The sequence below is a fragment of the Bacteroides ihuae genome, assembly GCF_900104585.1.
Taxonomy (GTDB): domain Bacteria; phylum Bacteroidota; class Bacteroidia; order Bacteroidales; family Bacteroidaceae; genus Bacteroides; species Bacteroides ihuae.
In genome coordinates this window covers 110,228-131,181 of record NZ_FNVX01000005.1, presented here as the reverse complement: position 1 = coordinate 131,181, position 20,954 = coordinate 110,228, and the positions used below count along the sequence as shown (strand labels likewise).

Sequence of the window (20,954 nt, the reverse complement as noted above, 5' to 3'; positions counted from 1 at the left end):
AATAAATTAAGCTGTTAACTTTTCAGGGTTAACAGCTTAATTTATTTTAAGTGAATAAGAAATTAAATTCGGACTCCCTTAGTTAGCTGCCTGAAAATCTAAAAACAAGCGGAACTCATGAGCAGGAACAGTGATGGATTGCGTAGCCGATGTTACCGTCACAGACCCACCATCCACATAGTTATACCACGTTCCGGTATGAGGAAAAGTAACCGTATAGTTATCGGATGCATTGGTAAAGTTGCCTGCCACAACCGCACTTTTTCCGGTTATCTGTAGTGTCAGGAAGCGCCCCTTCGACCAATTCGTATTTCCCTTCACTTGCCAGCTAAACACTGCCGAAGTAGCAAACAAGTCAGCATTCGCATTACGCAAAGTCATCAATTTGGCATAAGTGTCGTATAACTTTTTCCGATCAGCATCTTCATAATACCCCCATTCAAGAGGCTTCTTTCCTGTACGTCCATTCTCATCAATGGAATGATCATAACCCAGTTCGCCAAATTGCCAAATCATTTTCGGCCCGGGCACAGTAAGAAAGAAAGCAGTATTTACCTTCAGCTCTTTCATTCTATCAGCCAAGATCGTTTTAAACGTATAGTTTCCAGACTCTTTTTGCTTAAAACTCATTCGTTCCTCATCGTGGCTTTCCATGAAGCCCACCAAAGAGCCGGCCGGCATAGAAGTATCATAGTATAGCCCAGAGAAATCAGAGTTATCGGGCCAGCCCATCGCCGATTCGCAATAAGCATAGTTCATATTTCTCCATAGAAACATGCCGTCATTAGCTAATTCCTTCTCTTCACTCGTTGTACAAAAATGCTCCAGAATCACCATCGCATTCGGATTGGCTTCTTTCACCGCACTATTATAATCCTTCAGAATGGCGATACGAGTAGCATCATAATTTGAAGCTGTACTCTCTGTACTACTCTTCTGAGTGAAACCCTTTGTTAAATCAAAACGGAAACCGTCTATCTTATACTCACTTAACAGAAATGCCAGATTACGTTTCACAAAAGCACGTACCAAAGACGATTCATGATTGAAGTCATTGAATACACTGTATGGATGTGGTGCATCGACATTAAACCATGGGTTGTTAGCGGCAGGTTTACTTGTCGAGCTATTCCAATAAAGTCTGGCAAACGGATGACTCCCACTAGCTTGATTATAAACCACATCGAAGATAACAGCAAGACCAAGTTCGTGGCATTTATCGATAAATGCCTTATACATAACATCCGTTCCATAAGCCTTGTCCAACGCAAAATAGAAACAAGGATTATAACCCCAGCTATCATTTCCATCAAACTCCTGAACTGGCATTAACTCAATAGCATTCACCCCCATCGCTTTGATGTAATTCAATTTAGCCATTGCTCCATTTATATCTCCGGTAGAAGTGAAGTCACGCAAAAGCATTTCATAGATAACCAAGTTCGTCTTATCCTGAATCTTAAAGTTAGTGTGTTGCCAACTGTAGGCATCCGGTTGGATTTTAAACACAGAAACAATACCGGTAGTCTTACCTGTAGGATAAGTCTTGCTATCAGTATAAGTAGAAGATCCTATAGATGGGTCATTATCCGGATCAAGCACCTTGCGACAATAAGCATCTGCCAAACGAATAGCACCTTCGGAAGCAGTACCCACATAGTACTGAAATCCATACTCTTTAGTCGCAGTAAGTCCCGTCAATGTAATCCACCAACAGCCGGCAGCATCATCACGATACATTTGTGACTTCTCGTCGTTACTCAGTGTCCAGTTATTAAAGTCGCCCACAACATGTGCATACTCTTTGTGACCTCCATTTTTATCTTTATCATAAAGCACCAAAGTTACAGTAGAAGTATTTACCACATTGATCCCCTCTTTCATTCCCGAAGGAAGCACACCATTCTTAATAGCAGCAGGAGCAAAAGGCTGATATTTAGAATCTGTGACGGTTACGAATGAATCGTCTGTCAATCCTTTTTTAGTGCCATCAGAACTACGAATTACAATTCCAAGTTTCTGAACAGCTGTCTCTCCCGAGGCAAACCAGCTTCGAATAGAAGGAGAAAGAGTAATGCTCCATACATTGGCATCTCCTTTCGTCATCTTACATTTAGCCAGATTTTCACTCCAGCCGGCAGGAACATACGTCCAGCTACCCTCTACTATAACTCCCGTATGGACATAAACATCGCCCGCATAGTTATACAATTCAGAAGAACTGCCCGCCTTAAAAGTGATGGTTAATTCCTTATCAGCATCTGGTGCTTCAAGAGAATAATTCAATCCATCTTTTATTACTATAGGCGGAGTTACCACAGGTGGAGTCACAATAGGATCGTCACCACTACAAGCCGTAAAGAAGAGTGGCAGCAGCAAAAGACAATACAGAAAAGCTGATATCTTTCTCATAATATATTCAAAGTAATAAACAGAGCCTCAAATATCTTTCTCATTTGAGGCTCTGCTGAATTATACAAAAACCAATTAATTATTCAACAATGATGAGAGGCTACTGCTTCACAATAGTACATTTATAAGCAGTAGGATCACCCAGTTTCAATGTTATAGCATAAGTTCCATCTGCAGCAATAGCAATATTGTCTCCACCGTAAGTCAGGTTATTTGCATCTCCGCCTAAGTTTATATCCCAATTATCATTGGCCCTGAACTTTAAGAGTTTTCCTCCTATTAATGTAGTGCTCAATGTCCATTCACCCGTTGCAGCATTCAATGTCATAGGTGTAGCAGCATCCCATCCGCCTACCGTAGCATCACCAATAATCTTCCACTCAGTTTTGGTAGCCGTGTAAGTCATCGGAGTAGCAGATAAATCAGCAGTCACACGATAGAAACCGGCCGCAGGCACCTTCATATTACCACCACCTGTTGTAACAAGAGTACCCTCACCACCATCACCATACTCTATCGGCCCCCAATCGGGCTGAGCAGTAAACTTATACTCTTGATCAGCAGCGGTAAAGTTTACATAACCATCATATTTCATATCGTAGTTCTGACAATAAACGATAGGTGCTGTAGCAGGATTCCAACCTTGATGTGCACCGGGCACATAGAGTTGAAGTGCCATATCGCCAATGTAATCAATGGTATAAGTAGATTCCATCATATTCAGTGTAAACTTCACATATCCAGCCTCTTTAGCAATCTTACCAGCCTGTGGATCTGTGCTAGTTAACGTTCCTTCCATAGAAGTATCACCATCAGCTGCCGTACCAAGTACGCCATCTCCCCACACATTTGTAGCAGAACCAGCTATCAAAGCATCTACGCGAGATTGTGGAATAATCTTCCAATAACAATCAGCAGGAACCTTTACCACAACCGTAAAATAAGGATCCTCGTATACATCCTTATCACTATGATTGAGCTTAATCAATTTCGTAGCATCATCTGCAACCCAATTATTCATTGCTCCAATAAGATAATAAGCGCTCTCTATAACCGGAGCCTTAGGGGTTGCAGTAATTGTCAAATCATTAGATTGTACTACGGAAGCCTGACCGGCAGTAGTAATCACATAAGCGTTTATGCAAACAGAGAGCTGACGTGCTTCCGGTCTTTTTCCATATAATTTTTCAATAGCAGTCTGAAGATCAGCTTTAGCCATCTTAAATGCATCACCCTTAAACGTCAACGGATAGACTAGTTTATTCTCATACGTATCAGCCTTATCAATAAGTACCTCATAAGATACGGTTGTCGTCGAATCGTTCGATAGCGACGTTTCCTTAACGATATCCACAGAATCTGCCGCAATAGCATTCAAATCATACGTAGCAGTTCCATTTACAGCAATTTGAAATGCAAGGCTTTTTGCCGCTTCTTGTTTATTGCTCTGGGGATCTGCCCAATTTTCAAAATCCTCGTTACAAGCCGAAAACATAGTCAGCGTAACCAGAGTAATTAAATATAATAGTGTTTTTTTCATCTTACTTCATTTATAAAGATTCATAATCCAATAAATCATTTAACAGAACCTTCTCCGGTACCAAAATTCAAATATGCTTTGTTACCTGCTGCAACAGTTACTATCTCTTGATCACCTCCTGTGGCACGATAAGCAAGCTTACCACCAAGAATTATAAATTCAGTTTTCCACCAGTCGATATCAGTAAGTTTGATACATAATCTCATTTCGCCACTAGCGACAAATGCAGGAGAAATAAATTCGCCTGTTCCATCAGTTGGAACGGTGAACTTGGTAGTCTCATCAAAGATATCAAATCCTCCTCCGGGATTTCCAGTAGAGTACACATTAGGTTCTAAAAATTCAAGAGTATATGAAAGGGTACGATCATTTAAAGTAGAACTTAACACCACAATATACCATCCGGCATTACCGATGGTTATACTTCCATTACTACTTGTTATCCCTGCATAGGTTACAGATGTAGCAGGACATAATCCATCAGAATAACTAACTTCATTGCCATCCCAAGTTTTGCTGGAATTAAATTTTATCTGATCACCTGCTGCAAAATATTGTACAGACCAGAATTTACCCGGATTACTATGTACAGAAACCATTTCAGCACGTTTATCCCAATCCCAAACATTATTAACAAAACTAGCCATATACATTTTTGCGGGCAAAGTAACCGGTATATCCACATGATATCCAAGTACTTGTGGCAGTTCTATCGTATTTGAATAAACAACTCCCATGCCGTTAGAAGTAAGAGCAGCCTTAATACGAACATATATTTTCATTGGAGTCGTGGGAAAAGATTCCGATGAAGAAGCTTTCCATAAATCCACCAAGCCTTGGGCAAATTCAGATGCATTAACATTCATTCTAGCCGTAGTATAAGCCGTAGCAAGTGTTACATAATTGGCAACGGCAGCATCTCCTGCAAATTCACTCAATGCAAGTTGCACTTTATATGTTGTAGCGGCCGTATAACTATAATTCGGTTGTGAGCATGTTAACTCCAAAGTACTTGAATGCTTCAAGTCGTAGACACTAGAAGCATAAGCAGGAGTATTCAACACAAATTCTGTAGGATCCTGAAATGTAGGATTACTATTGTTATCATCTTCACAAGCGGTGAATGCAAGCAAACCGCAAACGAATAAAGTGATAATATTTATTTTTTTCATAATACTCTCTTTTTAATCTATTACTTTAATGAAGCATAACCGGGGTTTTGCACAAGATTAGGATTTGCGGTTAAATCTTTATCACTTATTGGATAAATATTAAACTTATCATCTACATTCTCTACACCTTCAGGAATTCCCCCCTTATATGCCCAAGCGTATCCTTTAGTGAATTTGCCAAAACGAATTAGATCAGAACGTCTTTGACCTTCCCAATATAATTCACGAGCACGTTCATCGAGTATAAAATCTAATGTCATATTTGATATGTTGATATTCTGGGATTCATCACCATTAGCTCTTTCACGCAAGTCGTTGATATATCCAATAGCCTTAGTCATATCTGTCCCTGTAGCCCTTCTTACTGCACATTCTGCATAAATCAAATAGATATCAGCCAATCTAAAGAGTGGAAAATCAGTATTAGGAAAAGCAGTTGGAGTTACAGTAGCTCCATCCCAACCTAAATTAGTGAATTTATAGCATAAATAGCCTGAATTCCAATCACCCATTTTAGTGTTAACGTCTCTATATGCTGCTACTGTATTATCTGGATTATATGATTTTACATCAAAAAATTGATAACGAGTATCTTTTTTCAAATGATTACCATGAACGCCATTGACAGCAGACGGTCCATCAAACAAGTTGACTAATTGTTGAACCGGCTTTAAGCAAGTCCACGAAGCATCCAAACCAAACCAAGTCGGATTCAAGGCTCCACCGTATGCAGCAGCAGTAACCATAATTGAATTACCATAACTTTTAGCATTCACATTATCGCAAGGAATAGCATAGATTATTTCTTTTTTATGAGTAGCAGTTAGATGATTCTCCCCGCAGAATAGATTTTTGTAATTAGGTTCCAAGCCAAAACCTGCGTCAATCACTTTTTGCGCATAAGTCGAAGCCTTATCATACATAGCCTTACCTATGTATACTTCTGCATTCAAATACATCTTGGCCAATATAGTGTTCACTACAGGCTTAGTCATACGAGCATAATTAGCCGCAGTGGGCGTTTCATCTAGATTTCCATTTTCTGAAAGATCTGTTAGTTCGTCAATAATTTTATTGAACAATGTTTCAGTACCAATTTGAGAGGGTTTCCATGATTTATCGTCTGTTGGACTATCATCCCATACAACACCCGGATTTCTATAAAGGTCAATCAAATAATAATAATTCATTGCACGAACAACACGCACCTCATCCCTATATTTTTCTATATCGGGTATTCCTGAGTTTACAGGATAAATATCAAGAAACTCTTTGCAATAACGCACATTCAACATTGCTCTCTGGTAGAAAGAATAAGTATAAGGTAGCGTATAATCCCAATTGACATTACACAATTCCACAATGCCTTGATCTGCCCAGTTCCAGATAGCTTCATCAGTTGGATAAAGCTCCATGGAAAGAAGTCCTCTCAAAAATACTAAAGAACCCTGATCACCACCTTGCAGATCATCTTCTCCATTAGGGCCTATATTACTGGAAAGCCCAAATCCTGAATATATTTTAGCTAGAAAAGAAAGACAATCTTCGGGATTGTTAACCGACTCACTAGATTTATCCAGAGGGGGAAGTTGATCTAGATCACTAATACAAGATGCTGAGAGTAAGCTTAATGAAAGCATTCCCAACGATATATATTTTTTTATAGTTATCTTCATAATCAGATGCTATTTAGAAGTTAATATTAACGCCAAACAAAAAGGTCAATGGTCTTGGATAGACATTTCTATCCATACCTCCATCCACTTCAGGATCAAGACCGTCATATTTTGTTATGATGATAGGATTTTGCACAGTTGCATAAAAGCGGGCATTGCAACCTTTTGCTACAAATTTATCAATATTATAACCTAGAGTAATGTTATCAATTTTTAAAAATGAAGCATTTTGCACATAATAATCAGACAAGCGTTGTCTAGTCTGAAAGTTAGTATATAAAGCCGATTTAGGCTTGTTTGACAAGGAATTATTACCAAATATTTCATTAACGCCCAATGCTGCGTTGGAAGCTGTGCTATTATAATTATAGTTTCCTAAGCTCACACGTCCATTAAATCCAAAATCCCATTTTTTATAAGAAAGTCTTGAATTAAAGCCCATTAGCACATCAGCAGCAGGTTTCTTGTAACGATATAAGTCCTTATCAGAAACGACTCCGTCACCATTTCGATCTACATATTCGCCTTCAATAGGTTTTCCACTTTCATCATACACTTGTTGATACACATAGTATGTACCAGGTGCATAACCAACACTATGAATTTTAACATTCAAGCCACCATCTCCACCAGTAGACTCAAATCTCTTACCTGGGGAATCAGAATTATCATTATAAGTCAACTCTGTGATTTTTGTTTTGTTATAAGCTATATTAAAGCCTAAATCCCAGTTCCAATCTTTGCTGACAACAGGTTTCGTGTTAATAGAAAACTCAACTCCTTTATTCTCCAAAGAACCAATATTAGACACCACATATTCAGCAAAATCAGTGCCTGCGGGAACATTAACTTCCGCATTAATAAGATCTTTTGTTTTTCTTAGATAAAAATCCACCGCACCATTAATTCTATTATTATAGAATCCATAGTCTAAACCTACATTGTATGTAGTCGTTTCTTCCCATTTCAAATTAGCATTAGCTGCCGTAGGAGCTATCACATTAACCCAAGTCACATTTCCATTAGCATCATAGAAAGGATACATGGCTCCACCTTTCCCATTTCTATAAAAAGAGATATATGGATAATCACCCTGATTTATGTCTTGTTGTCCTGTAACACCCCATCCTAACCTTAACTTCAATTCATTCATATTTGTAAAACTCTGCATGAAAGCTTCATCACGAATCTTCCATCCTAATGCTACCGATGGGAAAAGTCCCCAACGTTTATCTTTGGCAAAACGAGATGACGCATCATCACGAAGAGTGAAAGTTAGCAAATAACGATCCATAAGAGAATAATTCATACGACCGTAAAATGATAAAAGCACATACTTTGATTCTGTATTTCTCAGATCTGCACTAACTGATGTACGCTGACCATAATTTTCGCCTTCACGTGAAAGATACCATGAACCTTCTTCTCCCTTCGAATGATAATTCTGATAAGAATATCCAGCCATCACGTCAATTTTACTAAAGATAGGATCTAACTCCTTTGCGTATTGCATATAAAAATCGAGCAATTTATTATCGTGTGTAGAGCTATAAGCCCTATCAACTCCACTCTTCTGTGAGTCCTCACTATAATTTGCCGGAGAGATAGGATCAACAATATTGCGCCCATCACTTGTAGAATAGTCCATTGCTAAATTCAAATTCAACTTCAAATCAGGAAAGAAGTGAAGTTTATAATCAATTTGCGCATTACCAATAAAAGACTTTACTGTCGAACGATCATTTCTCATTTCAAGCAAAGCAACGGGATTAATGCCGGTTGATCCGGCTTTCGTCCCATTGGGAGTATTATCTGTCGTCCAAGTATAATATCCGCCAAACTTGGTATTATCATTCATCACAGGTTTGGTAGGATCAAATGAAACCGCACCGCCTATAGCTCCAGTATCAGCAAAACGATTCTTTATATATACTCCTTTTCCGTTCAAATTAAAATTCAAATAATGATCGAAGAAACTTGGAGTTAAAGATACACTACCTGTATATCTCTCAAAATTAGAAGTTTTAAGAATACCATTCTGATTCGTATAACCAAAAGAAAGTCTATAAGGGAGAAAGTCTTTTAAAGAACCATAAGCACTTAGATTATGCTCAGTAGAAACAGCAGTTCTAAGAACCTCATCCTGCCAATCAGTACTTGCATCGGGATACAGGTTCAGTGTGCTTAACATTGCTTCGGTCGTTGTCGGACTGTTAGTTATAAAATCTCTGTATTCAGAAGCATTCATTACATCAATTACATTTCGTTTAGTACTAACAGAAACATTACCGGAATAATTAAATTTCACCTTACCGATTTGTCCTTTTTTAGTGGTAATAATGATAACACCGTTCGATGCACGAGATCCGTAAATAGCAGTAGCCGAGGCATCCTTCAAGACCGTAAACGTCTCTATATCAGCAGGATTTATTGTACTTAAAGGATTACTCAAGCCACTTACGGCATCATTACCCATAACTACACCGTCAATTACAATCAACGGATCATTCTTCGCAGAAAGAGATGAACCGCCACGTACTCTGATAGTAGCACTTGCACCTGGCTGACCACCGGAAGAAGCTACTGATACGCCTGCTACTTTACCAGCAAGCATATCTTGTGGATTAATCACAACTCCTTTATTTTTCTCATCAGCTTTGATAGCAGTTACCGATCCAGTAGCATCGCTTTTCTTCACCGTACCATAACCGATAATAACAGCTTCGCTCAGCATCACGGCATCATCCTGAAGAGTTACTACCATGCTTTTAGAAGCTTGCACTTCGGCTGGTTTATACCCCACAAAAGAAACAACAAGAATGGAGTTCTGAGGGGCATTAAGAACAAAATTACCATCCAAATCAGTAATTGTTCCGTTCGTAGTGCCTTTTACCAAGATATTAGCACCAATCACCGGCTCACCTGTTGCATCTTTCACATGTCCCTTTACAGAGATCTGCTGTGCATAGGCGCCAATTGACAAGAACATCCCTAGAAGTAGGGGAAGAATCATTCGGTAGATTCTAAGATTAACTTGCTTCATGCATTTTAAAATTAAAGTTAACAATATATGAATATAGATTTTAGCGGATTGAAAATGGAAATGTTAAGTCCATCCTCTTCTACGTTGAGCAAAAATAGGACTTCTTAACATTAACGACATAACGAATATACTCAAATCTGCATTTACTCTTATGCAATCGTTTGCACCTATTGTGAAAGGCAAAGGCGCCTCATTATCAAACAATTAATCCTTATTCTACTATTTTTGCATATAAATAGGAAACAAAGAGAATAATCTAATGTTTTTATTTCTATTGGATTTGAATTACCTTTGGCTCAAACTAATGTAAACCATGAATAAACCGCAGATTACCATTAAAGACATAGGCCGGGCATTGGGCTTTTCACCCTCCACTGTGTCAAGAGCTTTGAAAGACAATCCGGATATAAGTTTGGACACAAGAGAGGCTATACATAAGTACGCGCGTGAACATAATTATAAGCCGAATGCGTTGGCTCTTAACTTGCGAACAAATCGTTCAAACACTATCGGGGTGATTGTTCCTCAACTGGTTCACCATTTCTTTTCGTGTGTGCTAAGTGGTATCGAGAAGAGTGCTGCAAAGGCGGGCTATAACATTCTGGTGGCGCAAAGCAATGAAAGTTACGAACAGGAGGTGAAGATCGTTCACTCTTTTCTTGCGGCGAGGGTTTGTGGCGTCATCGCTTCTCTGGCTAAGGATACTTCACAATATGATCATTATCAAGATCTCTTGGATAACAATATCCCTATTGTTTTTTATGACCGTATCTGTACCGGCATCAACACAGAGCGGGTGGTGGTGGACGACTATGCGGGGGCATTTTCTGCAGTGGAGTATATGATCCAAACCGGATGCAGACATATCCTCTTCTACAGCGGACCGCCTAATCTGGAAATATCGAAAAACAGACGAAACGGTTATCTGGATGCAATGAAGAGGTATAAAATTCCCGTAAACGATACAATGATAAAGCTTTGCGACACTCGTGAACAAGCAATTGCCATTACACCGGATCTTCTGGAAAAACATGACCGACCGGATGGGTTCTTTGCTATCAACGATGAAACGGCTTCGGGCATTCTCTATGCCTGCAAGTTGGTAGGGATGAAGGTGCCTGATGAGGTTTCTATCTGTGGGTTTACTGATGGAGCTATTGCACAGAGCACTGATCCGAAGTTGACGACTGTGGAACAACATGGGCAGGAGGTTGGAGAGAGTGCCATTGATCTTCTGATCAACAAGATAGAAGATAAGACCGGGGAGCTGAAAAGTGGCAACCGAATAGTGAAAACGAACTTGGTGGTGCGGGGTACCACTAAATAAAGATAGATAGATTAAATCCTAAGAATACCATGAAAGTAAAACCTGATTTAAATTTTTGGAAGTTGTGGAACATCAGCTTCGGCTTTTTTGGCGTGCAGATTGCTTATGCGCTGCAAAGTGCCAACATCAGTCGCATATTCTCTACACTGGGGGCCGACCCTCATAATCTGAGTTATTTTTGGATCCTTCCTCCACTGGCAGGCATCATTGTGCAGCCGATCATCGGGTCGGCAAGTGATAAAACGTGGACTCGCTATGGACGAAGGATACCTTATTTATTTATAGGATCACTTGTTGCTATATTGGTGATGTGCCTACTGCCCAATGCAGGAAGTTTTGGAATGGTAGTGAGTACAGCCATGATATTCGGGGTGGTTTCGCTAATGTTCCTCGATACCTCTGTCAATATGGCCATGCAGCCTTTTAAAATGCTGGTGGGCGACATGGTGAACGAAAAGCAAAAGGGGCTGGCCTACTCCATCCAAAGTTTTCTGTGCAATGCCGGTAGCCTGATGGGGTATATGTTTCCTTTCATATTTACCTGGATAGGTATCAGCAACATAGCCGAAAAAGGTACAGTGCCCGATTCGGTGATTTATTCTTTTTATATTGGTGCTGCCATCTTGATGTTGTGCGTCATCTATACCATGCTGAAGGTGAAAGAGATGCCGCCAAAGGAATTTGAAGCGTTTCATGGCATCACAGCAGATGAAAAGAAGGAAAAGACGGATTTCCTTTCGTTGCTGAAACATGCGCCTAAAGTGTTCTGGACAGTCGGGTTGGTGCAGTTTTTCAGTTGGGCGGCCTTTATGTATATGTGGACATATACCAACGGCGCCATTGCCGACACGGTGTGGAATGCAACAAGTGCACAAAGTGAAGGATATCAGGAAGCAGGCAACTGGGTAGGTGTGCTCTTTGCCGTGCAAGCCATCGGTTCTGTAGTCTGGGCCATCGTGTTACCACTATTCAAATCACGTAAGATGGGTTATTCACTCAGTTTGGTGTTGGGAGGAATTGGTTTCATCTCTACCTTCTTCTTCCACAATCAATACCTACTTTTTGTTTCTTACCTGCTCATCGGTTGTGCGTGGGCGGCTATGCTGGCCATGCCGTTTACGATACTGACCAACTCCATTTCGGGCAAGAACATGGGAGCTTATCTGGGATTGTTCAATGGAACCATCTGTCTACCTCAAATTGCAGCCGCACTCCTTGGTGGCGGATTACTTCATTTGGTGAGCGGACGGCAAGTGAACATGCTGGTGTTGGCAGGAGTATTTCTTATCATAGGGGCATGCTGCGTTTACTTTGTAAAAGAAACAGTGGCACATAAAGAAGAAAAGCCCGAAGCAGTAAAAAATTAGCTAAATTTTCAAGCCGAAAAGCTTGACTTTGGCTAGCAAATGTATTACTTTTGTAAGCGTAATCATAAAGTAGTTTGAGATTAAACTATGGTAAACGGGGGAAGTTGTTACTTCTCCCGTTTTTTATTTCTACACGGTTCTCTTGGGCCAACTGAACCGTGCAGAATGGGCAAAAGAACGGTTCAGTTGAACAATCTGCCGGTTTCTTTCACTCCGGAAGACGGTTTCATTTCCCCAATATGCCTATTTGTTATCAGAATAACTCCTAGAGAAAAATAAAATTCCTCGTATTGTTCTGCAAAAAGACCTTTCTCTCTTTCAATCAGCTCCTTTCTCTTAATAATACATAAATCTGCTCTTGACAAAAAGTAGTTTGCAATACAACTTTATTTACAAACAAAGCACATTTCGGACATCATATAACTTCAGCGTGGTGAATTAACTAGATCACCGCGGTGAAGTAGTTAATTCACCACGGTTAACTAGTTAGTTCACCAAACCCCACTCAGAAGGCCTGTAGAGGCACATCTTCTATCTTTACAATATAACCCTATTAATCTATATGAGCGAGCTAAATGTAAAAGCCACTGTTACCAATCGGAGATGCGTTTTTTTTTGTATGATATAAATCAATTCATTTGTTCTTTCTCTATCTTTTTACGTACTTTGGAGGATTGATAAAACTCATTGCTATGAAAAGATTCCTCAAAACAGATGAATGGAACATCATCGAAGAAAGCTTCCACGCCGACCACCTACGTGCTTCGGAGAGTATATTCAGTTTGGGCAACGGACGTATCGGTCAGCGGGGCAATTTTGAGGAGACCTATAGTAGTGACAATCTGCAAGGATCTTATCTGGCTGGTATTGCATTCCTCGACAAAACTCGCGTGGGATGGTGGAAGAACGGATATCCGAAGTTCTTCTCGCGCATACCTAATGCTCCTAACTGGAGTGGCATCTTTCTACGTCTCATTGATGAGGAATTGGATCTTGCCCTGTGGGATGTGGATAGTTTCGATAGACGGCTCGATATGAAAGAGGGTATCTCCTATCGTGACTTTCAGGTTACTTCACCCAAAGGGCATAAATTGAAAGTGCATGTGGAACATATCAACAGCATGAGTAATCAGAATTTGTGCCTCATCAAGTACAGCGTGACTTCAGTTAACTATGAAGGAAAGATCTCATTGGTTCCTCACCTCAACGGAGATGTGAAACATGAAACGTCCAACTTCAACGAAAAGATGTGGAACATTCTACGTGCGGAAACAACCAACGAGTATGCTTATCTGTGGACACAAACCCGACACGAAGACTCTCAGGTGTGTTGCTCGATGACTTATCAACTATACAAAAACAGCAAGGAGGTAACAAGTAGCCCCATCAAGATAGAAAAGGAAAAGCTTACCGGTTTTAGCATCGGCGCTGAGGTGAAACCGGGTGATCGGGTGACGCTCATCAAATACACGGCCATCCTAAGTTCTTTATATTGTGACAGGCAGCAATTGGTTGATGAATCGGTCGCTGAAAGTAAGAATGCTAAAACGAAGGGTTGGGATGCTTTGCTACAAGAGCACAAAGACGTATGGAGTGGAGTTTGGAAAGAGTCCGATGTAGTCATTGAGGGTGATCCGGAAGCTCAACAGGGTATTCGTTTCAACATCTTTCAGTTGAACCAGACTTATCGGGGAGATGATCCACGACTAAACATTGGTTCAAAGGGATTCACCGGAGAGAAGTATGGTGGGAACACTTTTTGGAACACGGAACTGTGCTGTGTACCGTTCTTTCTGCTATCCAGTTCCAAAGAGATAGCCCGAAACTTACTACTCTATCGCTACAATCATCTGCCGAAAGCAATAGAGAATGCCCGAAAGCTAGGATTCAAAGGTGGTGCGGCTCTCTATCCAATGGTAACGATCAACGGTGATGAGTGCCACAATGAATGGGAAATCACCTTCGAAGAGATTCATCGTAACAACATTATTGCCTATGCCATTGTGTTGTACACCACAATGACGGGTAGCAAAGAGTATGTAGCACACTATGGACTTGAGGTGCTGATTGCTATCAGTCGTTTTTGGAGTCAACGGGTATCTTTCTCTCAGCCAAAGCAGAAGTATGTATTACTGGGAGTTACCGGCCCCAACGAATACGAGAATAATGTAGATAACAACTGGTATACCAACTATTCGTGCGTGCAGTGCCTGCAAGCTACGATCAATTATTTGGAGATGGTGGCAAGTGAATATCCCGACGAATACTTACGTATCCGCAGAGCTACTGCTTTTGAGTATTCAGAAACTGCCCGATGGAAAGAAATTATAGAGAACATGTATCTGCCTGAGGACAAAGAGCTGGGTATATTTGTGCAACACGACGGCTATCTGGATAAAGAGCAGAAGGTAGTAGATGAAATTCCTGCCGCCGAACGTCCTATCAATCAGCACTGGTCGTGGGATCGCATCTTGCGCTCGTGCTACATCAAGCAAAGTGATGTATTATTGGGATTATATCTGTATTATTCTGACTTTGATACCGAAACTATTCGCCGCAACTTTCATTTCTACGAGCCTCGCACATTGCACGAATCTTCTCTATCGCCCTACATACATTCCATACTGGCTTCGAGGATAGGTGATGTAGAGAAAGCATACAATCTCTTTCTGCATGCCACCCGACTAGATCTTGATGATTATAACAATGAAGTAGAACAGGGATTACACATTACGAGTATGGCCGGCAGTTGGCTAGCTATTGTCAGAGGTTTTGCCGGAATGCAAATTCAGGGCGATTCACTTAACTTCAGTCCTACCATACCCGGCAAATGGAACAGTTACTCCTTCAATGTAAACTTCCGAGAGCGCACACTGCACATCACTGTTGACAAAGAGATGATTGCTATTAAGTTAAAGACAGGAGAAGAGCTAGACGTATTGATGTACAATAAAACATATTCCATCTATCCCGATAGAATCATTACTCTTCCTATACAGAAGCAGGGCAACACATTAGAGCAATAGAACTTTAAGACGCAATAATCGCCCTTAAAAAAAGACCACCTCAACCTTTATAAGAATTGAGATGGCCTAAAAAAATAAGAAGAGAGAGAGAAAACTATCCTAAGAACGAGATCAGTACTCCCGCTGCAACGGCCGAACCGATTACACCAGAAATATTACTCGACATACAATATTGTAACACATGGTTTTTAGGGTCATACTTCAATGCTATTTCATTAGCCACACGACTAGCCATAGGCACAGCACTCAGCCCCGTGGCACCAATCAGTGGATTGATCTTTTTCTTTGAGAACAAGTTCACCAACTTCACGAAGAAGATACCTCCCGTAATGGAAAGAGCGAAAGCTAAGAATCCTCCTACTACAATTCCGATGGTTGTCCAATTCAAAAAAGCTTGGGTAGTCATTGTTGCCCCTACAGAAAGTCCCAAGAAGATGGTGGCAGCATTCATAATACTGTTTGATGCAGCATCGAATAAGCGGAAAGTATTGGTACCAATCTCTTTCACCAGGTTACCAAACATCAACATACCAATCAATGGCACAGCACTAGGTACAAATAGAGCCACTACCGTAGTAACTACAATAGGGAAAATAATCTTTAGTACTCGGAGATTCTTAATTTTAACTTTAGAAGGGTACAGCTTTTCCTGCTCTTTCATGTTGATGCTAAGCTCCTTCTTTGTGCAAAACAATTTTACCACAAGAGGAATTATCACCGGTACAAGTGCCATATACGAATAAGCTGCAATAGCAATAGGCCCAAGTAAATGTGGAGCTAACTTAATCGTAGTAAAGATAGCTGTAGGTCCGTCGGCACCCCCAATGATGCCCAGAGAAGCAGCTTCTTTCGGAGTAAAGCCCATCAAAATAGCCACAAGCAGCACGGTGAAGATGCCTAGCTGAGCCGCAGCCCCAAAGATAGAAAGCCTCAAATTACGTAGCATGGGCCCAAAATCGGTCAAAGCACCTACTCCCATAAAGATAATAGGAGGCAAGAATCCCGTTTTTATCAACATGTAGTACACGAAGTTCATTAGGCCAAGTTCGTGTGCAATCTCGTGCAACGGCATTGTCCATATATCCCTCATCACGCCATGCACATTTATCAAGCCATTCTCATTGGCCTGAATAACGCCCATTTCACCGCCCGGAAAGTTGGCCAGCAATACTCCAAAGGCAATAGGAACCAACAGTAGCGGTTCGTATTGTTTCTTAATACCCAGATAGAGCAGAACAAAGGCGATGGCGTACATTATCAGAAACTGTGGTTCAGCAATGATATTGCTGAAGGCAGTCATATTATATAAATTATCAAATATCTCGTTCATTATCCTATCTTCATTAATACGTCATCTTCAGAAACCGCGTCTCCCGAAGCAAAGCCTATAGCCGTAACTGTGCCCCCGAATTCAGCACGAATAGCATTGTAGGTCTTCATAGCTTCCACATAGCAAATCACATCTCCTTGCTTAACAACATCTCCTACCTGTAAGGCATTCTCAGATGCGTTTTTAGTGAGGAAGAATTTACCTTCCAATGGAGAAAGAACATCCTTACCCTCACCCGAGACTACAGGGGTTGAAGTTGAAGCAGGCAGTTTGGCATCACCATAGGCAACTGTCACCTTGTAGGCTTGTCCGTCTACTTGTACTGTTAATGTTTTAGGTTTTGCATCTTCTTCCGGAGATTTATCTTTTTCAGCACGACGCTTAGCTACATCTTCCAAGAAATCTTCTTTGGCCTTACCGCTCTTATAGGCCTCATATTGAGCTGGATGCATGGCATATTCAAATAGTTCTTCGTCATCCTTGCCCACTTCCCATTTATTTTCCTTCATCAATTTACAATATTTATCGAGTGAGTCCGGATAGTTATCTTGCGGATTGCCATCAAAGAATTTACGACCTTCGCGTTCTGCCTTCTCTATGATCTCAGGAGCCAAAGAACCGGGTAAACGTCCGGCTTTACCTAGTAACATATCCCAGATGTCATCAGCTATCATCCCCCAGCGTTCCTTATCTTTCTCCATAGCCATCACATTCATCATAGCCAGGTTCTTAACATATTGACTAAAGGGAGTAACCAAAGGAGGATAACCCACACGAGGCCACACGTAAGCCACTTCATTAAACAGTTTAATGAGCAACTCATCTTGCGACATAAAAGGCAGATTATGCTTTGCCTTATATTTGTTGATTGATTCCAGATTAGAGTCCAAATCGGCCATTAAACTTCCCATCATTCCACCCGGCAGCCCCGGGCCAATGAGTAATGAGTTCATCAAACGGTTCTTCGGGCTGATGTATAATCCTAAAAAGTCGTCCATGAATTCTTGAATCATGCCACGCACTTTCATATAAGCTTCCATATTAATTTCGGGTACCTGATAACCGGCATCCTTGAGCATAGCCTGCACACTAAGCAAATCAGCATGTCCAGTTCCCCATGAAAGAGGTTCCATGCCTACGTCAATGTAATCGCACCCAGCTTCACAAACTTCCAAAATAGAAGCCATATTGAATCCGGGACCGGCATGGCTATGATATTGAACCGGAATCTCAGGATGTGCCTTCTTTATGTTGGCTACAATTTTCCCCAAAGAAACGGGGCGACCAACACCTGCCATATCTTTCACACAGATCTCGTCCGCCCCGAGTTTAATTAGCTCTAAAGCCATATTGGTGTAATACTCCACCGTGTGGATGGGCGAGTAAGTGATACAAAGAGAGCATTGAGAAATCATACCAACCTCTTTTGCATATTCTATTGAAGGAGCAATATTACGCACATCATTCAATCCGCAAAAAGTACGGGTGATGTCCGTGCCTTGGGCCATCTTTACTTTATAAAACAATTTACGCACATCTGCCGGCACAGGACTCATTCGAAGGCCGTTAAGTGCTCTATCTAGCATGTGTGTTTGAATACCCGCTTCGTGAAATGGTTTTGTCCAGTCCCGCACTGCTTTATTCGGATTCTCTCCAAACAACAAATTCACTTGCTCAAAACCTCCACCGTTTGTTTCTACACGAGCAAAGCAGCCCATTTCAATAATTGCCGGAGCTACTTTAACTAGTTGGTCTACACGAGGAACATATTTACCAGCCGATTGCCACATGTCTCTAAAAACCAAGCTAAACTTAATTTCTCTTTTCATATACTATTAGATGAAATGTTGAACAGCAAAATATTCCAATCACAACCGCTCAACGATTATACATTATAAATATTACAACTTTTCAACTTTGGCTATTTTCCCTTTGCCATGCGTTACCACATTGACAGCAGCCGTAATAGCAGCGATAATGTTTCCGGGTATTGGAGCCGGGCCTTTAGCTGGTATTTGTTTAATAAGAATTTCTTCTTCAGGGGCATACTTATTCACCAGGAAGATGAGCAATTTCCCCAAATAGATCACCAGTGTCAGAATAGCAAAGACAGTGCCCATCCCGACGACCAGCAATAAGAGAGCTGTTTCAATATTTTCCATACAGTAATAGAATTTAGTATTTGTAAGTAACTTAAGAGTGTTTCTAATAAATTCGTCACAATATACCAACTAAAAGTAATAAGTAAAAGAAGAAAATGAATAAAAAATGCTAAATAGAAATAACTTGAATATTTATTCAAGTAGTAATCAAGAATGGATAACAGCATTGGAAGAGGATGACCACATAAAAGAAAAGCACAACTACAAGATGAACTAAATCCTGTAATTGTGCTTACAAAAGCTTTTTAACTTCACAAAAGAGAAGTGGTGAACTAGAACTCGCTTGAGAAGTGGAACTTGATATTTTTAAAATCTATTTGTGCCATTTGCAACACGTAATTGCTATCTGCTAAGAACACATCACGCCCTTCACGGTCTCTGGCCATATATTGGTATTTGCGCTTTTTGAAAGCATCTAGTTGCTCAGCATCATCGCTTTCTATCCAACAGGCTTTGTACAGACTGAGAGGTTCCCAACGGCAAGAGGCATTGTACTCATTCAACAGACGATATTGAATAACTTCAAACTGCAATTGCCCTACTGTTCCGATGATTTTACGCCCATTGAACTGATTAACGAACAGCTGCGCTACACCCTCATCCATCAATTGATCAATACCTTTGGCCAACTGTTTTTGTTTCATTGGATCAGCATTTTCAATATACTTAAACATCTCCGGAGAAAAGCTGGGCAAACCACGGAAGTGCAACAACTCACCCTCAGTAAGCGTATCACCAATCTTAAAGGTTCCATTGTCCGGTAGACCGATTATATCTCCTGCCCAAGCCTCATCAATGGTGGTTTTGCGTTGCGCCATAAATTGCGTAGGCGACGAGAAACGCATTGTCTTACCATGACGAACATGAAAATAAGGAGCATTACGTAAGAACTTGCCTGAACAAATTTTGCAGAAAGCCACGCACGAGCGATGATTCGGGTCAATATTGGCTGTTATCTTAAAGATAAATCCGGTAAACTTAGGATCGTAGGGTTTCACTTCACGTTCTTCGGCTTCTACAGGGCGGGGACTAGGAGCTATCTTCACAAAGCAATCCAACAATTCCTGCACACCAAAATTATTCAGCGCAGAACCGAAGAAAACAGGAGCTATCGCAGCCTCCAAATAATCATCTATATTAAATTCACTATAAACACCATTAATCAGTTCAAGGTCAGCACGAAGTTTCTCTGCCTGTCCTTGGCCGATAATCTTGTCTAGCTCAGTACTATTGAGATCTACAGCCACCTTCTCCGTTACCACCTGTTTAGAAGGTTGATACAAATCGAGCTTTTCTTCATATATATTATATACCCCTTTGAAGCGAGCACCTTGGTCTATCGGCCATGACAAAGGGCGAACGCTAATGCGAAGTTCCTCTTCCAGTTCATCTAAAAGATCAAACGGATCACGTCCTTCACGGTCCATCTTGTTAACGAAGATGATTACCGGCGTATTGCGCATGCGACACACTTCCATCAACTTCCTCGTCTGCGCTTCCACACCTTTGGCCCCGTCCACAACAATGATAACACTATCCACCGCTGTTAACGTACGGAAAGTATCTTCTGCAAAGTCTTGGTGACCGGGAGTATCGAGAATGTTCACTTTGTAGTCGCGGTAATCAAACTCCATCACTGAAGTAGTTACCGAGATACCGCGCTGTTTCTCAATCTCCATCCAGTCGCTCGTTGCTGTCTTCTTTATCTTATTGCTCTTCACCGCACCGGCTACTTGAATTTGTCCTCCAAACAGAAGCAGTTTCTCAGTCAAAGTAGTCTTACCCGCATCGGGGTGTGAGATAATGGCGAACGTACGCCTTCTTTCTATTTCATTCATAATGATTTGTACCACCCACCCTCTAAAACAAAGAGAACGGATTAACTGATTTTTGTTTATT

Annotated in this window: 12 protein-coding genes; 3 read left to right on the top strand and 9 right to left on the bottom strand. The window is 40.8% G+C overall.

Translation table 11 applies throughout. The annotated features are described in order from the left end of the window. Positions 1-78: 78 nt before the first annotated feature. From BQ5338_RS06225 to BQ5338_RS06205, 5 genes are all read right to left on the bottom strand, one after another. Positions 79-2,412 (bottom strand): alpha-amylase family glycosyl hydrolase, encoded by a 2,334-nt coding sequence (locus BQ5338_RS06225; protein ID WP_071145990.1) that lies wholly within the window; start codon positions 2,410-2,412, stop codon positions 79-81. A gap of 100 nt (positions 2,413-2,512) precedes the next feature. Then, a complete protein-coding gene (locus tag BQ5338_RS06220; RefSeq protein WP_071145989.1) occupies positions 2,513-3,952 on the bottom strand; it encodes an Outer membrane protein SusF domain-containing protein in 1,440 nt (479 codons plus the stop codon). Positions 3,953-3,987: 35 nt separating this feature from the next. Further along, positions 3,988-5,124 carry a SusF/SusE family carbohydrate-binding protein gene (locus BQ5338_RS06215; RefSeq protein WP_071145988.1) on the bottom strand — a complete coding sequence of 379 codons (1,137 nt, stop codon included), beginning with the start codon at positions 5,122-5,124 and terminating at the stop codon, positions 3,988-3,990. 20 nt (positions 5,125-5,144) lie between these two features. After that, positions 5,145-6,800, bottom strand: coding sequence for a RagB/SusD family nutrient uptake outer membrane protein (locus BQ5338_RS06210; RefSeq protein WP_235816385.1), 1,656 nt, complete (start codon positions 6,798-6,800; stop codon positions 5,145-5,147). Between the two features lie 13 nt (positions 6,801-6,813). Continuing rightward, the gene (locus tag BQ5338_RS06205; protein WP_071145987.1) at positions 6,814-9,843 is read right to left on the bottom strand and encodes a SusC/RagA family TonB-linked outer membrane protein; all 3,030 of its coding nucleotides are present in this window, start codon (positions 9,841-9,843) and stop codon (positions 6,814-6,816) included. A 313-nt stretch (positions 9,844-10,156) separates the two neighbouring features. Here BQ5338_RS06205 and BQ5338_RS06200 point away from each other — a divergent pair, with 313 nt between their 5' ends. The 3 genes from BQ5338_RS06200 to BQ5338_RS06185 all read left to right on the top strand — a co-directional run bounded on the left by BQ5338_RS06200 (position 10,157) and on the right by BQ5338_RS06185 (position 15,563). Beyond that, on the top strand, positions 10,157-11,170 hold the full coding sequence (locus tag BQ5338_RS06200) for a LacI family DNA-binding transcriptional regulator (protein WP_071145986.1): 1,014 nt from the start codon (positions 10,157-10,159) through the stop codon (positions 11,168-11,170). Positions 11,171-11,199: 29 nt separating this feature from the next. Then, positions 11,200-12,537: an SLC45 family MFS transporter gene (locus tag BQ5338_RS06195; RefSeq protein ID WP_071145985.1), complete on the top strand. Its 1,338-nt coding sequence runs from the start codon at positions 11,200-11,202 to the stop codon at positions 12,535-12,537. 692 nt (positions 12,538-13,229) lie between these two features. Further along, positions 13,230-15,563: a family 65 glycosyl hydrolase domain-containing protein gene (locus BQ5338_RS06185; protein ID WP_071146803.1), complete on the top strand. Its 2,334-nt coding sequence runs from the start codon at positions 13,230-13,232 to the stop codon at positions 15,561-15,563. Positions 15,564-15,657: 94 nt separating this feature from the next. Here BQ5338_RS06185 and BQ5338_RS06180 read toward each other — a convergent pair whose 3' ends face one another. The 4 genes from BQ5338_RS06180 to BQ5338_RS06165 all read right to left on the bottom strand — a co-directional run bounded on the left by BQ5338_RS06180 (position 15,658) and on the right by BQ5338_RS06165 (position 20,893). After that, positions 15,658-16,893 (bottom strand): sodium ion-translocating decarboxylase subunit beta, encoded by a 1,236-nt coding sequence (locus BQ5338_RS06180; RefSeq protein WP_071145983.1) that lies wholly within the window; start codon positions 16,891-16,893, stop codon positions 15,658-15,660. Beyond that, complete coding sequence (locus BQ5338_RS06175) at positions 16,893-18,722, bottom strand: biotin/lipoyl-containing protein (RefSeq protein ID WP_071145982.1); 1,830 nt, start codon at positions 18,720-18,722, stop codon at positions 16,893-16,895. The genes BQ5338_RS06180 and BQ5338_RS06175 overlap by 1 nt, the downstream gene beginning before the upstream one ends. 72 nt (positions 18,723-18,794) lie before the next feature. Beyond that, complete coding sequence (locus BQ5338_RS06170) at positions 18,795-19,055, bottom strand: OadG family protein (protein ID WP_071145981.1); 261 nt, start codon at positions 19,053-19,055, stop codon at positions 18,795-18,797. A gap of 272 nt (positions 19,056-19,327) precedes the next feature. After that, a complete protein-coding gene (locus BQ5338_RS06165; RefSeq protein ID WP_071145980.1) occupies positions 19,328-20,893 on the bottom strand; it encodes a peptide chain release factor 3 in 1,566 nt (521 codons plus the stop codon). Positions 20,894-20,954: the final 61 nt, after the last annotated feature.

Bases quoted from the DNA above. Each gene is read 5' to 3' on its own strand.
- BQ5338_RS06200 (WP_071145986.1), top strand. From the start codon at position 10,157: ATGAATAAACCGCAGATTACCATTAAAGACATAGGCCGGGCATTGGGC.
- BQ5338_RS06215 (WP_071145988.1), bottom strand. From the start codon at position 5,124: ATGAAAAAAATAAATATTATCACTTTATTCGTTTGCGGTTTGCTTGCA.
- BQ5338_RS06195 (WP_071145985.1), top strand. From the start codon at position 11,200: ATGAAAGTAAAACCTGATTTAAATTTTTGGAAGTTGTGGAACATCAGC.
- BQ5338_RS06225 (WP_071145990.1), bottom strand. From the start codon at position 2,412: ATGAGAAAGATATCAGCTTTTCTGTATTGTCTTTTGCTGCTGCCACTC.
- BQ5338_RS06205 (WP_071145987.1), bottom strand. From the start codon at position 9,843: ATGAAGCAAGTTAATCTTAGAATCTACCGAATGATTCTTCCCCTACTT.
- BQ5338_RS06165 (WP_071145980.1), bottom strand. From the start codon at position 20,893: ATGAATGAAATAGAAAGAAGGCGTACGTTCGCCATTATCTCACACCCC.
- BQ5338_RS06180 (WP_071145983.1), bottom strand. From the start codon at position 16,893: ATGAACGAGATATTTGATAATTTATATAATATGACTGCCTTCAGCAAT.
- BQ5338_RS06210 (WP_235816385.1), bottom strand. From the start codon at position 6,800: ATGAAGATAACTATAAAAAAATATATATCGTTGGGAATGCTTTCATTA.
- BQ5338_RS06170 (WP_071145981.1), bottom strand. From the start codon at position 19,055: ATGGAAAATATTGAAACAGCTCTCTTATTGCTGGTCGTCGGGATGGGC.
- BQ5338_RS06175 (WP_071145982.1), bottom strand. From the start codon at position 18,722: ATGAAAAGAGAAATTAAGTTTAGCTTGGTTTTTAGAGACATGTGGCAA.
- BQ5338_RS06185 (WP_071146803.1), top strand. From the start codon at position 13,230: ATGAAAAGATTCCTCAAAACAGATGAATGGAACATCATCGAAGAAAGC.
- BQ5338_RS06220 (WP_071145989.1), bottom strand. From the start codon at position 3,952: ATGAAAAAAACACTATTATATTTAATTACTCTGGTTACGCTGACTATG.